General features: G+C 32.3%; 14 protein-coding genes. 12 read left to right on the forward strand and 2 right to left on the reverse strand.

All coding sequences use genetic code 11. The annotated features are described in order from the left end of the window. The first annotated feature begins 238 nt into the window (after positions 1-238). From DMR38_RS07445 to DMR38_RS22505, 12 genes are all read left to right on the forward strand, one after another. Entirely contained in the window at positions 239-811 is a 573-nt protein-coding gene (locus tag DMR38_RS07445) for a MarR family transcriptional regulator (RefSeq protein WP_127720691.1), read from the forward strand. Next, a complete protein-coding gene (locus DMR38_RS07450) occupies positions 801-1,781 on the forward strand; it encodes an alpha/beta hydrolase (protein ID WP_127720692.1) in 981 nt (326 codons plus the stop codon). The genes DMR38_RS07445 and DMR38_RS07450 overlap by 11 nt, the downstream gene beginning before the upstream one ends. Positions 1,782-1,957: 176 nt before the next feature. Next, positions 1,958-4,525, forward strand: coding sequence for an excinuclease ABC subunit UvrA (gene uvrA / locus DMR38_RS07455; RefSeq protein WP_127720693.1), 2,568 nt, complete (start codon positions 1,958-1,960; stop codon positions 4,523-4,525). A 277-nt stretch (positions 4,526-4,802) separates the two neighbouring features. Further along, positions 4,803-6,248 (forward strand): APC family permease, encoded by a 1,446-nt coding sequence (locus tag DMR38_RS07460; RefSeq protein ID WP_127720694.1) that lies wholly within the window; start codon positions 4,803-4,805, stop codon positions 6,246-6,248. Positions 6,249-6,276: 28 nt separating this feature from the next. Further along, positions 6,277-7,413, forward strand: coding sequence for a tyramine oxidase subunit B (locus DMR38_RS07465; RefSeq protein ID WP_127720695.1), 1,137 nt, complete (start codon positions 6,277-6,279; stop codon positions 7,411-7,413). Between the two features lie 43 nt (positions 7,414-7,456). Further along, entirely contained in the window at positions 7,457-7,768 is a 312-nt protein-coding gene (locus tag DMR38_RS07470; RefSeq protein WP_127720696.1) for a (2Fe-2S)-binding protein, read from the forward strand. A 37-nt stretch (positions 7,769-7,805) separates the two neighbouring features. Beyond that, positions 7,806-9,383: an FAD-dependent oxidoreductase gene (locus DMR38_RS07475; RefSeq protein WP_127720697.1), complete on the forward strand. Its 1,578-nt coding sequence runs from the start codon at positions 7,806-7,808 to the stop codon at positions 9,381-9,383. 11 nt (positions 9,384-9,394) lie between these two features. Continuing rightward, positions 9,395-9,724 carry a (2Fe-2S)-binding protein gene (locus DMR38_RS07480; RefSeq protein ID WP_127720698.1) on the forward strand — a complete coding sequence of 110 codons (330 nt, stop codon included), beginning with the start codon at positions 9,395-9,397 and terminating at the stop codon, positions 9,722-9,724. Position 9,725: 1 nt separating this feature from the next. Next, positions 9,726-10,853: an FAD-binding oxidoreductase gene (locus DMR38_RS07485; protein WP_127720699.1), complete on the forward strand. Its 1,128-nt coding sequence runs from the start codon at positions 9,726-9,728 to the stop codon at positions 10,851-10,853. Between the two features lie 128 nt (positions 10,854-10,981). Then, positions 10,982-11,830 (forward strand): helix-turn-helix domain-containing protein, encoded by an 849-nt coding sequence (locus tag DMR38_RS07490; protein WP_127720700.1) that lies wholly within the window; start codon positions 10,982-10,984, stop codon positions 11,828-11,830. A 230-nt stretch (positions 11,831-12,060) separates the two neighbouring features. After that, positions 12,061-12,540, forward strand: coding sequence for a helix-turn-helix domain-containing protein (locus DMR38_RS07495; RefSeq protein ID WP_127720701.1), 480 nt, complete (start codon positions 12,061-12,063; stop codon positions 12,538-12,540). A 725-nt stretch (positions 12,541-13,265) separates the two neighbouring features. Further along, complete coding sequence (locus DMR38_RS22505) at positions 13,266-13,397, forward strand: hypothetical protein (protein ID WP_279230805.1); 132 nt, start codon at positions 13,266-13,268, stop codon at positions 13,395-13,397. Positions 13,398-13,580: 183 nt separating this feature from the next. Here DMR38_RS22505 and DMR38_RS07500 read toward each other — a convergent pair whose 3' ends face one another. Together DMR38_RS07500 and DMR38_RS07505 are read right to left on the reverse strand one after the other, a co-directional pair. Beyond that, positions 13,581-14,609 carry a 3-deoxy-7-phosphoheptulonate synthase gene (locus DMR38_RS07500; protein ID WP_127720702.1) on the reverse strand — a complete coding sequence of 343 codons (1,029 nt, stop codon included), beginning with the start codon at positions 14,607-14,609 and terminating at the stop codon, positions 13,581-13,583. A 138-nt stretch (positions 14,610-14,747) separates the two neighbouring features. Further along, positions 14,748-15,347 (reverse strand): tyrosine-type recombinase/integrase, encoded by a 600-nt coding sequence (locus tag DMR38_RS07505; RefSeq protein ID WP_127720703.1) that lies wholly within the window; start codon positions 15,345-15,347, stop codon positions 14,748-14,750. Positions 15,348-15,705 lie beyond the last annotated feature (358 nt).

The raw sequence follows: 15,705 nt of genomic DNA on the forward strand, positions 1-15,705 counted from the left end.
GGAAATAATGTACATGTTAATCTAAAACTACGATATCACATATTTGAAATTAAAATTAATTTGCTTCCTCCTTGTTATATCAAGGAGGAAGCATTTTTATTTGAAGCTTTATAACTTTGTTTTCAGAGTCTTATCCAATTATTTAAGAAATAATATGATAGACAATATATTGACAAATATAAAAAGTATCATTAAACTGTAGTAAGACAATATATTGTCTATTGGAGGAAAAACTTTTATGGATACATATAGAGAAATATTTTTAATGGAACAAACCTATGGAACGTTATTTTCACTGGCAAATAAGCTTCAGGTAAGAGGAGATGAATACCTTGGGAAATTGACTTCAAGGCAGTATATGACCATGGTTGCAATTGCTCATTTATCTGAAGGTAAAACTACCCTCAATAATATTGCAAGAAAGCTTGGTTCCACTAAACAAAATGTAAAACAAATTGTTACTGTCATGCAGAAAAAGGGATATGTTGATATTGTACCTAATCATGAAGATAGACGTGCTGTCAATGTAATAATTACGGAAACTGGAAAACAGGTATTGTATCAAGTTTCAGAAAAAGGAATATTCTTTATGGCAGAGCTTTTTAAAGATTTTTCAACTGAAGAGCTGGAAACTATTTGGGGAATGCTTAAAAAACTGTATCGATTTGATGGTGAAGAACAAGATGGTTTTGAAGAAGCTAGTAATTTAAAAGTAGATAAAAGTCAGAAAGATGACGCAGCAAGAATATTAAAGAAATTTGAAAATATAAGAAAAAATCAAAGAGAGGAAAGGAAAAATCATGAGAAATAAAAACAACAGGTTAATATGTACTTCTGAATATGTAAGGATTAATGGAATAGATCAGTTCTTGTATCATCTAGGAACAAGCTTTGATAATCCTGTGATGCTATTTTTGCATGGAGGGCCAGGTTCGGCAGAATCCTTATTTACAGGATTATTTCAAGATAGATGGGAAGAAATATATACTGTAGTTCATTGGGACCAGAGGGGTGCTGGGAAGACCCTCACGAAAAATCCAGATAAGCTTCCTACAATAGATTTGATGCTTCAGGACTTATTTGAAGTTATCCAGTATCTTAAGAAAAAATATAACAAGAAAAAGGTTGTTATATTTGGCCATTCCTGGGGAAGCGTTTTAGGATCAATATTTATCAGAAATCACCCGGAAGACGTAGAATACTATATTGGTGCTGGACAGGTTGTTGGTATGGTGGAAAATGAGCAGGTAGCCTATAATAAACTTAAAGAAGTTATTGATCAGGCAGGTGATAAAAAATCATTGAAGAAGCTTGAGAGTGTAGGTGAATATCCTGGCAGCAAAATTGTTTTTGACAAAGAGTTTTTGGGAAAATGTAATATAGTTCATAAGCTTTTAGGTAAATATAAATTAGGCATGGAAATAGGCATTGACATCTGGATAGCTATGTTTAAAAGCCCTATTTTTAAGTTTTCTGACATCATAGCATTTATGAAAATTTTTAAGGCAAATTCAAAGGTTCACAGTTTCCTTGGGGACTTTAATTTACGAAGAGAATCGAAAGAATATAAAGTGCCAGTATATTATATTTTAGGAGAAAGAGACTGGCAAGCGCCCCGTGTTGTAGCTGAAGATTATTTTAAAGATATAAAAGCGCCAAGTAAAGATATATTCATAATTTCTGATGCAGGACACTTTTTGATGATGGATCAGCCTGACCTGGTTTTTGATGCATTATCAAAAATAAGTAAGAAAGAAAAAAGTGTACAATGTTTTTTATAATATAGGATGTGAAAAATCCCATAAGGGACTATGATGAACTTATAGTTCCAATCAAATAATTAAAATAAGTATTGACTCTCCAGTTACTGGATGCATTATTCTTTCAAGTAGAAGTTTGAAAGAGGTGTATATTATTACCTCAGAACTTAAGAAATATTCAAGGCTGGAGGTGTACCATGAGTACTAAGCTTAGAGAACTTATAATAAATGAAGATATTAATGAAGAATCTGAAGATAATATGATTGTTATAAAAGGTGCAAAGCATCATAATCTTAAAAACGTTTCTTTGAAACTGCCAAAGAATAAACTCATTGTATTTACTGGAGTCAGTGGAAGCGGAAAATCTACTTTAGTATTTGATATAATACATGCTGAAGCACAACGAAGATTTATTAAAGGTTTATCCACCTTTGCAAAAAAAAGTGTGGGAAAAATTGAAAAGCCAAAGGTTGAATATATTTCAGGCTTAACCCCATCCCTTGCCATAGAGCAAAAAAGTGTAAGCAGCAATCCACGATCTACCGTTGGAACCTTGACGGAAATTTCTGATTATCTGCGTCTTTTATATTCCAGAATAGGTATTAGAACCTGTGAAAACTGTAAAACAGAAATAAAAACACTACTTTATAAAAATAAAAAAAGTGAATGTCCTAACTGTCATACCTTTATTAAACCTCTTATGTCATCACATTTCAGTTCCAATACTCCTCAGGGAATGTGTCCTCATTGTAAGGGACTTGGTGTCACGCAGGAAGTTGATTTAAAGCTTTTAATTGGTGATGAAAGCTTAAGCATTTTAGATGGTGCTATTAATTGGTTTGGAAATCTTAGAGAAAATAATAAAACTACATGGCCAACAGGGCCTTTAGATATTGTATTTGATCATTATAATTTAGATATTGAAACACCCTGGAGGGATTTACCTAAGAGTTTTCAAGATGTAATATTGTATGGATCAGGAGAAGAAAAGTTAGAGTATCCATCTATAATGGGAGGCAAAACTACACTTAAACCTGTTAAAGGAATTGTTACGGAGTTAACTAGACTTTATTATGAAACAGATTCCGAGGTAACAAGAAAAAAGTATGCACAATTTATGAGCTTCAATACTTGCAGTGTCTGCAAGGGTACAAAACTATCAAAAGAAGCAAATAGCGTCAGAATAGGAAAAAGAACAATATCAGAGGTTTCAAATATGTCTGTGAGAGAAGCTTTAAGCTTTATTAAAGATATATATGAACATGTTCCGAATTCTATATTCAAGATGTCAGAGGAAATAATTTTGGAGATATATAAAAGATTATCTTTTTTAAATGATGTTGGCCTCCATTATTTATCTTTAAACAGGAGTGCACCTACCTTATCTGGAGGTGAAGGCCAGAGAGTGAGGCTGGCTGCCCAGCTTAGCAGTGAGATTACAGGCATAACTTATGTTTTAGATGAGCCATCAACAGGACTGCATCCCCGGGATTTAGAAAATCTAGTAAGCACGCTCTTAAAGTTAAGGGATAAGGGAAATACAGTAATTGTTGTAGAACATGATGAAGAAATAATGAAGCATGCAGATTATATTGTAGATATAGGCCCTTATGCAGGGGTCTTAGGTGGAAAAATAATAGCACAGGGAAGCTTAGATGCTGTTAAAAATAATAGTAATTCACTAACGGGAAAATATTTGAGTAAGACTTTAAAAGTCAATGATGCTATGTATAACAATTTAGAAAATAATAGATTCCTTACGATAAAAGGTACAGACTTAAATAATTTAAGAAGTGTTACAGCAAACTTCAGGTTAAATACATTAAATGTTGTAACTGGAGTCAGCGGCAGTGGGAAAAGCAGCCTAGTAAGCAGAACTTTAAAACCTCTCTTAGAAAATTTATTAAATAAAGCGGATAATAAAGTAGAACATTACAGTGAAATTTTAGGATATGAAGACTTAGATAAGGTCATAAATGTTTCACAGGAGCCTATAGGAAGAACTCCAAGATCTAATCCGGCTACTTATATAGGAGTGTTTGATAAAATACGAAAAGTCTTTGCAAATACAAAATATGCTAAAGAACACCATATGGGCTTTGATTATTTCAGCTTTAACTCAGTAAAAGGAAGATGTCCCTATTGTGAAGGTCAGGGTCAGATAAAAATAGAAATGCACTTTTTACCAGATGTATGGATAGAATGTGATGAATGTGGAGGCAGAAGATTTAAGGAAGAAGTGCTTAAAAATAAGATCAATGGAAAGAACATTGCTGATGTGCTGGATATGGATGCCAATGAGGCATCAGAATTCTTTAAAGATTACAAAGATATACATTTAGTCCTTGAAGTTTTAAAAGAAGTAGGACTTGGATATATCAAGCTTGGTCAAAGTGCCACAACCTTAAGTGGAGGAGAGGCACAAAGGGTAAAACTTGCAAAGGAACTCAGCAGAAAAGCTAAAGGAAAAACTGTATATATCTTCGACGAGCCTACAAATGGACTGCATTTTCATGATGTATCCCAGCTGCTTGCTATTTTTGATAAACTTCTTAGAGCGGGACATACTCTTATAGTTATAGAACATAATTTGGATGTTATAAAATCAGCAGGATGGATAGTAGATATGGGGCCAGAAGGTGGAAAAGATGGGGGTAAGGTTATTGTAGAAGGTACTTTGGAGGATGTTATTAACTCAAAGGAGAGCTTTACTGGAAGAGCTATTAAGCAATCGGAAAGTATGAAAAATTTAATAAGATGCTAAATAATATGACACTCGCCTAATGTTTAGTTTTCCAATGGCATGTGTAGTTAAGTCGTCGATTTGTAATAAAATCGACGACTTTTGCTATTTTTTGAACATGATTTTGCATTAAATTATTTTGTAATAATTGAGATGCAAAATCATGTTCAAATATTAATTTATCAATAAATAGTTCTACTTTTTACAATTATATTAAAAATTATTATGATAATATAATAATAATTTAAAAAACAGAGACTATATATTAAAAATTAAAAATGCATAGGGGTGAGTTGTTATGCAATTGGAAATTAAAGAAAATGAATTAAAAAACGGTAAAGTTGAAAAAGGAACGATAGGGTTACGCAAAGGATGCCTTTCTTTTGTTCAAGTTTTAGCTCAATCTGTTGCTAACGTAGGACCAAGCGTAGGTCCAGCTTTAGGAATTCCTGTTGTTTATGCTGCTTCTGGAAATGGTACCTGGCTTATATATGTGTTTGCTACAATTACAATGCTATTGGTAGCATACAATATCAATCAATTTACTAAAAGGTCAGCATCCCCGGGATCTCTCTATACCTACATTAGCAGTGTGATGGGACCAAAAGTGGGGGTGATTGCCGGGTGGGGATTAATACTCGCATATATTATGACTGGATCAGCATGTTTAGCAGGTTTTTCTAATTATGCTTCCATGCTTTTAGGTCTTTTAGGTATAAAACCTTCTATTGTTATAGTGGCTTTAATTGGTGGATTGTCAGTTGCATATATAGCTTTTCGAGATGTTAAATTATCAGCAAAACTAATGCTCTTGTTTGAAATAATATCAACATTACTTATAGTTATACTTTTTGCAGTAGTATTGGTTAATAAAGGTTCGAGTTTGGACTATGCTCAGTTAAAACTTAAGGGAGTATCCTTTGATAGTTTGCGGATGGGGTTAGTTATTGCCTTCTTTGCTTATACAGGTTTTGAAAGTTCAGCAGCTCTTGGGGAGGAAGCTAAAGATCCACTTAAAACTATACCTAAGGTATTGACAGTAAGTCTTTTGATTGTTGGATTTCTATTTACAGTATTTTCTTATATTGAAATTACAGGTTTTGCTGGGTTATCTACAAAATTAAGTGATGCACAATCTCCTATATCAATTCTTGCAAATTCTAATGGTGTGCCAATAATGGGATTATTGATAAATATTGGCGCAACGATAAGTTTCTGGTCATGCATGGTGGCAGTAATTACTGCTAGTGCAAGGGTTATATTTTATATGAGTTTTCATAAAATACTTCCTCATGCTCTTAACACTGTACATTCAAAGCATAATACACCATATAAAGCTATTATAGCTGCATCATTTATATTAATTAGCGTTCCAGCTGTTTTATTGACATTAGGAAATAATGCCTTTGATATATTTAATTGGCTTGGAACAATTGCAACCTATGGATTCCTTGTTTGTTATACACTTTGTGTAATTTCATCACCTATATATTTATATAGAAATAATCTTTTAAAAATTAAACATGTTGTCGTGGCAATTATAACAGTTGCTATTCTTTTGGTTCCTATAATAGGCAGTGTTTATCCTGTACCACCGTATCCAATGAATTTATTACCTATAATTTTCTTAGGATGGCTGGTAGTTGGTGGAATATATTTTATGACAAAGTTTAAAAACAATTCCTATATTGAAAAAAATGTAATAGAAGAATTAAGTTCTTCAAAGGATAAAATTCAAATATAAAAAGATATTTTAAAGGAGGATAAGAACAATGCAGGATACAAAAATAAATTTTATTTATTTAAGTGAAACAGATATGATTAGGGCTGGCGTTAAAGAAATGACTGGGTGTGTGGAAACTATGGAAAAAATGTTCAAACTGTTAAAGGTTGGTGACTATCGTATGGGGGGGCCTAATGGAAATTCACACGGTGTAATGATGGCTTTTCCTGAAAAATCTCCATTCCCTAATATGCCTACGGACGGTCCAGATAGAAGATTTATGGCTATGCCTGCTTATCTAGGAGGAGAATTTGATATGGCTGGTGTAAAATGGTATGGCTCAAATGTAGAGAATAAAGGGAAAGGCCTTCCAAGATCAATACTTATGCTCACCTTAAATGACAAGGATACAGGTGCTCCTGTTGCACATATGTCAGCTAATGTTTTGAGTGCTTATAGAACAGGTGCAGTTCCTGGGGTTGGGGTAAAGTATTTTGCTAAAGAAAATTCTAAGATAGTTGGTATTATAGGACCTGGAGTTATGAGTAAGACGGCTCTTGCAGCAACTATTGCCGTTAGACCGGGAATTGAAACAGTTAAAATTAAAGGAAGAAGTAAGAAATCAATTGATGGGTTTGTTAAACACATTAATGAAGAATATCCACAAATTAAGGATATAAGAATTGTAGACACAGAGGAAGAGGCTGTTAGAGATAGTGATATTGTACACATTGCAACATCAAGTCCCACTGGGGATATTAGTCAATACCCATATATAAATGAGGAGTGGATTAAAAAAGGTGCAGTACTATGCTGTCCGGCAGCAGCTAGATTTGATGATGATTTTATTTTAAATAGAGCAAGAACTATTACTGATAATATTCAGTTATATGAAGCTTGGGAAGAAGAAATGGAATTTCCGGCATATAATTCTGTACCAATTCCAGCAGTACATTGTATGGACTTGATTAAAGAAGGCAGGATGACAAGAGATCAGATTGATGATTTGGGGGATGTATTAATTGGAAGGATACCAGTACATCGTAAAAAGGATGAAATTATTATATATTCAATTGGAGGTATGCCAGTAGAAGATGTTGCATGGGGTACTGTAGTTTATAGGAATGCTGTTGAAAGAGGTATTGGGACTAAGTTAAATCTATGGGATGTACCTTGTATGGCTTAGACATATTTTGAAAATTTATTTGACTTGAAAGGAGAATTTTATAATGAGGATTACAAAACACCCAATTTTAGGTGAGACTAATAAAGGACGTTTAGTAACTTTTGATTTTGATGGAAAAACCATAGAGGGGTATGAAGGAGAACCCATAGCCACTGCTTTGAAGGCTGCGGGGGTAATGGTGCACAGGTATACAAAAAAAGGATTCCCAAGAGGAGTATTTTGTGCCATTGGGAGATGTACTGACTGCGTTATGGTTGTAGATGGCAAGCCAAATGTAAGAACTTGTGTTACACCTCTTGCTGAAGGGATGAAGGTTCAAACACAATATGGAGTCTCTGCAAAAAAAGAGGTATAAATATTAGAGTATTTTTTAGGAAAGGACAGGTATTCGTATGAAAAGATATGATGCAATAGTTGTTGGTGCAGGACCTGCAGGGCTTTCAGCAGCTATAGAAGCAGCGAAAAGAGGACTTAATGTTGTAGTGTTTGATGAAAATGCTAAACCTGGCGGACAATTATTTAAACAAATACACAAATTCTTTGGATCAAAAGAGCATAAGGCAAAAATAAGAGGCTTTAAAATAGGGGAGGAACTTTTAAAGGAAGCAAATGAGGTTGGAGTAAAAGTTGTCTTAAATGCTACAGTAATTGGTCTTTATTTAGATAAAGAGGTTACTGTAAAGATAAAAGATGAAATTGTTCACTATAAGGGAGATGCGGTTATAATTGCAACGGGAGCATCTGAAAATATGGTTACTTTTGATGGATGGACTCTTCCTGGAGTTATAGGTGCGGGAGCGGCTCAGACAATGATGAACCTTCACGGTGTACAGCCAGGAAAAAGAATACTTATGCTTGGAAGTGGAAATGTAGGGTTGGTTGTTGGATATCAGCTTTTGCAGGCAAACTGTCAGGTAGTAGCACTTGTAGATGCAGCGTCTAAAATAGGTGGATATGGTGTTCATGCCGCGAAGATAGCTAGGTGTGGAGTACCATTTTACTTATCTCATACTATAATAAAAGCTGAAGGAGATCAATGTGTAAAAGGGGTTACTATTGGCGAGGTTGATAATAAGTGGCAGATAATACCTGGTACGGAAAAGCATTTTGATGTCGATACCATATGTCTGGCAGTAGGTCTTTCTCCTATGTCACAGCTTACCAAAATGGCTGGATGTAATATGGAGGAAAAACCTAAAAAAGGTGGATATATTCCTGTTTGCGATGAGTATGGTGAAACTTCTATAAAAGGAATATTTACAGCAGGAGATGTTTCAGGAATTGAAGAAGCAAGTTCAGCCATGATTGAAGGTAGAATTGCAGGTGTAGCAGTTTCCTGTAGATTAGGATTTATTGATAAAGAACAATTAGAAGCAAAAATAGAAGAATTGGAACAAGCGTTGACTAGTTTAAGACAGGGAATGTTTGGACCAGAAAATAAGGGAAAAGATATTGAGAAGACGGAAGAAGGTTTTGATGTTTCAAAGAATCTACTCAAGAAAGGATATTTGACTGATGAAGAGGTTATAAAATATCCGGGAGTAAAATCTATAAAAGGAATTCATCCTGTTATAGAATGTTCGCAAAATATTCCATGTAACCCATGCCAAGATGCATGTCCAAGGCAATGTATTAAAATAGGAGCTAAAATAACATCTCTTCCAGTTGTTGATGAAAAATCGAAGTGCATTGGCTGTGGTATGTGTGTAGCATCCTGCTCGGGACAATCAATATTTCTTGTAAATGAAGATTATGAAGAAGAATATGCATCAATAACGCTTCCTTATGAATTTTTGCCATTACCGGAAAAAGGTATAAAGGGAATTGGTTTAGATAGAAGAGGTAAAGAAGCATGTGAAGCGGAAGTTGTAGGTGTTAAATCGCTTCCGGCATTTGATCATACTAATTTATTGACAATAAAAGTTCCTAAAAAAATGGGAATGAAAGTAAGATTCTTTAAGCAGGCATAGGAGGTAAGATTATGAGTAAAGTAAATGATAGATCAAGGAATATAGGTGAGTTTAAAGTACAGCCTGATGATAGTAGGATAATCTGCCGCTGTGAAGAGATTACAAAGGGTGAGATTAGAAAAGCAGTACATGATGGTATGTTTACTATAACTGAAATAAGAAGATACCTAAGAACAGGTATGGGACTTTGTCAGGGTCAGACCTGCGGTAAATTAGTTAAAGGAATTGTAGCAAGAGAGTTAAGTATTTCTCCTTTAGAACTGGAACCGGCTGTATCACGTGCGCCTATGAGACCTGTAGAGATGAAAGTTCTTGGAAATGAAAGAAAAGGAGGAAAATAGCATGAAAAATTGTGCTGATGTAATAATTATTGGAAGTGGTGTAATTGGTAATTCTGCAGCATACTATTTATCAAAAAAGGGTTGTTCTGTTATTGTCCTCGATAAAGGTGACAATATTGGAAATGGTGGTTCATCAAGAAATGGTGGAGGAGTTCGTCAATCAGGACGTGATAAGAGAGAACTTCCATTAGCTATGTATGGTATAAAAAATCTTTGGCCAACTTTATCAGAAGAATTAGGGGTAGACGTGGAATATTATCAAAAAGGTAATTTAAGGCTTGGTAAAACGGAAGAGCATATTAAGATATTGAAGAAGCTTGCAAATAGTGCTGAGGAGTGCGGTCTTGATGTAAGGATGATTTCGGGGGATGAAGCAAGAAAAATTAATCCATATCTTTCAGAAGAAGTAATTAGTGCAAGCTGGTGTCCTACTGATGGACATGCAAATCCATTAATAACAACTTTGGGTTTTTATTGTAAAGCAAGACAATTAGGTGCTCATTTTATAACAGGAGAGGAAGTTGTTGAAATCAAAAAAATAAATGGCAAAGTAAGACAAGTAGTAACTAAAAACAATGTTTATGAAGGAGAGCATATTATCCTTGCTGCAGGTTACGAAAGCCGTAAAATAGCAGCTACCGTTGGCGTTGATATTCCAATGAACAAAGTTTTGTTGGAAGTTCTTGTTACAGAAGCTCAGCCGCCAATGTTTTATCAAATGTTAGGTACTGCAGCAGCAGATTTTTATGGACATCAGACTAAACACGGTTCATTTGTCTTTGGTGGTTCATCAGGTTATGAAGCGTATAACAAAGATAATGGAACACCCATAACTTCAAGCATTACAGCACCATGTATATGCAGAGGAATAATGAAGTATTTTCCGATATTGAAGGATGCAAAAATTATTCGCACCTGGGCTGGATGGATAGATGAGTGTAAAGATCACATACCGGTAATAAGTTTTGTAGATGAAGTTCCAGGACTTATACTTGCATGTGCTTTTACTGGACATGGATTTGGAATATCTCCAACTGTTGGTATGCTTTTATCGGAAATGGTAGAAAGTAAAGGAACAACTCTTGATATAAGTTCTTTTTGTTATGATAGATTTAAGGCAAAAGTATAAGCAGTATATAATTTTAAATATTAAATTATCAATAAAACCACAACAATAATCAAATAATTATTTTAATTTTATTATAAATATGCTATATTCACAATAAAATATTATTAAAATTAAAAAGTGGTGAAAATATGATTCTAGAAAAACAAAAAAAAATAATTTCTCCCAAACAGCCTTATTTTGTAATGAATTCATCACGATATTATAAAGCTGTTGTGATGAATTATGGAATTTCTCATTTTTATGCTTTTTATAATAATGGATCTATGGATAGTTCTGTTTTTGCAATACCAGATGGGTGTATTGATATGTACTTTTGTTGTGATGAAAAAGAGCCTAATGCATATATTTGTGGGACTGTTTTTCATCCGCAAGTTGCATTTACTGAAAGAAACAAGTACTTATTTGGGGTGAGATTTTTGCCTGGAAATTGTATTAAATTCAAGAATGCGCATATGTCAAGTTTTGTGGAGTCAAAAATTCCTTTTTTAGATGTCATAGAAGATAGAAAATTGGTTGAGGACATAACTTCTAGCAGAAATTTTAATCATCAAATAAAGTTATTTATGGATAGATATTTAAAGTTATATTATAATTCTAAAGTAATAAATAAACATGAAGATTTAGATAAGTTTCTTATTAGCAATATAATTAAAAATCTGGGACAAATAAAAATTAAAGAACTTGCAAATGAAACAAATTATTCTGTTAGATATATAAACAAAATATTTCTTCAAGAATTTGGATTAACGCCGAAAGTATTTTCTAAGATGATGAGATTTCAGAATCTTTTAAGTAATTTAAACAATTTAGAATTGAATATGTTCAATTCTGATCTTACAGAAATAGCCATAAGATTAGGATATTATGATCAATCCCATATGATTAAGGATTTTAAACAGTTCACCAATACTACACCAAATAAATATATATATTCATTAAAAAAGACTGACTATAATAATAAACTGATTATAATTTAGTAACCTAAGTTAAAGTACTTTTACTTAGGTTACATGTCTGTACAAATAAATTCTTCGTAAATTTTTATATAAAAGTACGCATGATGTAATTATTCGGTTTTGTTGATAATTATTGTATTAGATGATAAAATATATACAAAAAGTTATAAATATTCAAATAATTGAATACAATTTATTTGAATATTAGTTGGAAAATTAAATAAGCAGGGAAATATAAGGGGGATATAAATATGACGCCAATGAGTAATAATGAGTATTTATCAAGATTACAGTTTTCTGATGAATTAAAAGAATTGGAAACTGCCAAAAAAGCATCTGGTTTAAACTATGAACAACTTGCACAGAAAGTTGGAGTAAACAAGGTATGGCTTGCATCTGTATTTAAAGGTCAGCAGTGGGTTCCTGAAGAATACTGTGTAAAAATTGCAAAGGTTCTTGGTATTAGCGTGGAAAAAGCCATGTTTTTAAACAATCATCCGTATAAAGCGAATACTGATCCTATATTGTACAGACTTCATGAAGTACTTGATACGTATGGACCGGCCATTAAAGATATTATACACGAACAAGGTGGAAACGCTATCATGAGTGCCATTGATTTCGGACTTGATGTTGATGTTACTGATGATGAAGATGGTAATCGCAGAGTAATTATAAAGTTTGATGGAAAATTACTACCTTATGCAAAAAGAGGTAAATATCCATGGTAATCATAAAACTTCTTTACAAGAATAACTTTATATTATTTTTGTAAAAAATTTGAAATAAAAGACATATGCTTAAGCAAGAAATTACCAGTATATAATAAAAACAAAAAGGTTACTATAATAGCATAGGGTATATAACAGTTGAGTCAAGATTTATATATGCTTCGAATAGAGGTATATATAAGTCGGCCGACGATTATATATAGGTTATTGCATAAATAGCTTATATATAGTTAGAGGGAAGATTCTATATTGTGGGGAAAAGCTTTAATATAGTTGATTAAAGTTGATTATATTAAGGTTCCAACTTATGGTATAGGGTCGAGCTAAAATTATATGAGGTGTTGAGATGGTTATATATAGCCGAGAGGTTATATATAGTTGTGTAGATATTTTATATAGTCGAGGAAACCATTATTATGGGTGATGAACTGCTTTATTATGGTGGAAACATCATAATAAGGTGATATATGTTATCTATAATGGTGCAACTTAGATTATTATGTGCTCTACTATATAAGAACTATAAGTGGATTTTAATTAATCTATTTATAGTTCTTTTTATTTAAAAAAATGATGACCAATTAAATATATTTTTGTTATTTTCTTACTTTGCATCTTTGTTTAACTAATAGTATTATAAAAATATAAACTGTCCAAAAAATATATAAAATAAACAATTATGTTTATTGATATGATATTATCTTATTTTGTAGAGGAGTATAATAATGGAAGAAAGAATAGTGGAAGAAGAAATAAGGGAAGAAAAAATAATTAAACAAGGAGATATGAAATATTATATACTAGAGACAATGATATTTGTCATAGTATCTTTAATAACTTGGTTTTTATCACGTTAGATAATTCGATGGCAAGTTAGTACAAACTTGATTATTTGTATCAAATATTTGTTGTGGAAATGCCCTATGACATCACCTAGAGTTGAAATGAAAATGGGTATAGACATGAAACTTAAGGTGTGAAGTACTTTTTGTTTCAGCTTAGGTTTCACGTCTGTCCCAATAAATTCATCTATTGTAAATTTACACGTTTTCAGCAATATAGTAAATTAAATTTTCTGTATCCTCCCAGCCCAGACATGGATCTGTTATGGATTTTCCATAGATACCATCATTTACGTCTTGTCTATCTTCTACAAGATAGCTTTCAATCATAAATCCCTTAATTAATTTTTTTAGTGTAGGACTATATTTTCTACTCATTAGTACCTCTCTTGCAATTCGGGGCTGTTCTTTATAAAGCTTCATTGAATTTGCATGGTTTGTATCTACAATAATAGCAGGATTTAATAAACCTTGTTTTTCATATTCGCTGGCGAGATAAGTTAAGTTTTCATAATGATAATTTGGAATGTTTCTTCCATAAGAATCTACTGCGCCTCTTAAAACAGCATGTGCCAGGGGGTTTCCACTTGTTTTAATCTCCCAACCATCATAAATAAAAGCATGTCCAAGCTGTGCCGCTTTAATAGAATTTAACATTACATGGATATCTCCACTGGTAGGATTTTTCATTCCTACAGGCATATCAATACCGCTTACAGTAAATCTATGCTGTTGATCTTCTACTGAACGAGCTCCAACTGCATGATAACTTAACATATCTGAAAGATATTTATAATTTTCAGGATACAGCATTTCATCAGCAGCAGGCATATGATATTCACTTAACGCTTTTATATGCATCCTTCTAATTGCTCTTATTCCTTCAACTAAATCTGGCTTTTTATGTAGATCTGGTTGATGAGCCATTCCTTTATATCCTTCACCAGTGGTTCTTGGCTTATTTGTATATATTCTAGGTATAATGATAATACAATCCTTTACTTTTTCTTGAACTTTTGCAAGCTTTCCAATGTATTCGCAAACAGAATCTTCGTTATCTGCAGAACAGGGTCCTATTATAAGAAGAAATTTGTCATCTTCATTTTGAAAAACTTTTTTTATTTCAATATCTCTATTTTGTTTAATTTCCTTAATATGATTTGGCAGAGGCATTTCTTGTATAATTTCCTGTGCTGTAGGTATTTTCTTAATAAATTCCATACTCATATTTTTAAATCCTTTCTTTAAGATATTTATATGATTTAAGTTTCGATTTATGTAATTATATCATCTAGTTTTTTTATGTCAATATAAATTTAAAGCTAAAATGCTATATTTGCACTTTAGCTTTAAATTTAGATATTACTAGACCATTTCACTTTTTTCTTCAAGTTTGGAATACATTTTCTCCTGCTGCTTCGTCGTAAATTGAAAGTAAATTTCTGTATTAGTAACAGATCTATGTCCGAGCCACCATTGCAGTTCTTTTATATCCATATCAGACTCTGCTAAATGAACTGCTGTAGTATGTTTTAAAGCATGAAAATGGTATTTACTCTTATCATGAATATTAGAGTAAGAACAATACTTTTTCATAAGATAATCAAGAGTTTGCCTTGAAATAGGTCTATTTTTTTGACTTTTAAATACAACTTCAGAGTTAGATGACAAATTGCTTTCATGTATATATTTATCTAATGCATCTTTTGTCTTATTATCAAGTCTTATGGTATTATTGCAACTGCCTTTTAGTCTTTTACAGTAAAGTTCACCTTTTGAAGCATTATAATCTTCCAATTTAATCAAAGCAATTTCAGACGCTCTTAAACCACATCTATAAGCAACTCTAAAAATTGCTAAATCTCTAACTGCATGTATATTATCTAAATTTATGATAGCGTTAAAAAGGCTTTTTGTTTCCTCCTGAGTAAAATATTTTATTTTTTTGTTACCGGTTCTTTCCATTTAGGTTCCTCTTTTCAAAATAATTGTACAATATAAATATTTTGTATAATAAATTATAGCATAATATTGAGTAAAATCCAATTATTATGGAACCAGTATTAAAATAATGTTGTAATTTACAGAATAATGAAGAAATAAATATCAAAATTTAAAATTTATGGAATTATATTGGAAGAATAAAACAGAAAATGAGCATAAAATTCTCATTTTCCGGACAAAATATTTATTTCGTCTAAATAAATAATAGTGTAGATAAAAAAATAAGTCAAAATATTAATCACATGGTAAGAAATTAAAAGTTACATAAACAAATAGGAATAAGTGTTAAATAGTTTAGAAGAAAAATTATTTGCATAGA

Source organism: Clostridium sp. AWRP (assembly GCF_004006395.2).
Lineage (GTDB): Bacteria > Bacillota > Clostridia > Clostridiales > Clostridiaceae > Clostridium_B.

What these genes read in the sequence shown, in the direction of transcription:
- DMR38_RS07445 (WP_127720691.1), top strand. Translation starts at nt 239, where the DNA reads ATGGATACATATAGAGAAATATTTTTAATGGAACAAACCTATGGAACG.
- DMR38_RS07450 (WP_127720692.1), top strand. Translation starts at nt 801, where the DNA reads ATGAGAAATAAAAACAACAGGTTAATATGTACTTCTGAATATGTAAGG.
- uvrA (WP_127720693.1), top strand. Translation starts at nt 1,958, where the DNA reads ATGAGTACTAAGCTTAGAGAACTTATAATAAATGAAGATATTAATGAA.
- DMR38_RS07460 (WP_127720694.1), top strand. Translation starts at nt 4,803, where the DNA reads ATGCAATTGGAAATTAAAGAAAATGAATTAAAAAACGGTAAAGTTGAA.
- DMR38_RS07465 (WP_127720695.1), top strand. Translation starts at nt 6,277, where the DNA reads ATGCAGGATACAAAAATAAATTTTATTTATTTAAGTGAAACAGATATG.
- DMR38_RS07470 (WP_127720696.1), top strand. Translation starts at nt 7,457, where the DNA reads ATGAGGATTACAAAACACCCAATTTTAGGTGAGACTAATAAAGGACGT.
- DMR38_RS07475 (WP_127720697.1), top strand. Translation starts at nt 7,806, where the DNA reads ATGAAAAGATATGATGCAATAGTTGTTGGTGCAGGACCTGCAGGGCTT.
- DMR38_RS07480 (WP_127720698.1), top strand. Translation starts at nt 9,395, where the DNA reads ATGAGTAAAGTAAATGATAGATCAAGGAATATAGGTGAGTTTAAAGTA.
- DMR38_RS07485 (WP_127720699.1), top strand. Translation starts at nt 9,726, where the DNA reads ATGAAAAATTGTGCTGATGTAATAATTATTGGAAGTGGTGTAATTGGT.
- DMR38_RS07490 (WP_127720700.1), top strand. Translation starts at nt 10,982, where the DNA reads ATGATTCTAGAAAAACAAAAAAAAATAATTTCTCCCAAACAGCCTTAT.
- DMR38_RS07495 (WP_127720701.1), top strand. Translation starts at nt 12,061, where the DNA reads ATGACGCCAATGAGTAATAATGAGTATTTATCAAGATTACAGTTTTCT.
- DMR38_RS22505 (WP_279230805.1), top strand. Translation starts at nt 13,266, where the DNA reads ATGGAAGAAAGAATAGTGGAAGAAGAAATAAGGGAAGAAAAAATAATT.
- DMR38_RS07500 (WP_127720702.1), bottom strand. Translation starts at nt 14,609, where the DNA reads ATGAGTATGGAATTTATTAAGAAAATACCTACAGCACAGGAAATTATA.
- DMR38_RS07505 (WP_127720703.1), bottom strand. Translation starts at nt 15,347, where the DNA reads ATGGAAAGAACCGGTAACAAAAAAATAAAATATTTTACTCAGGAGGAA.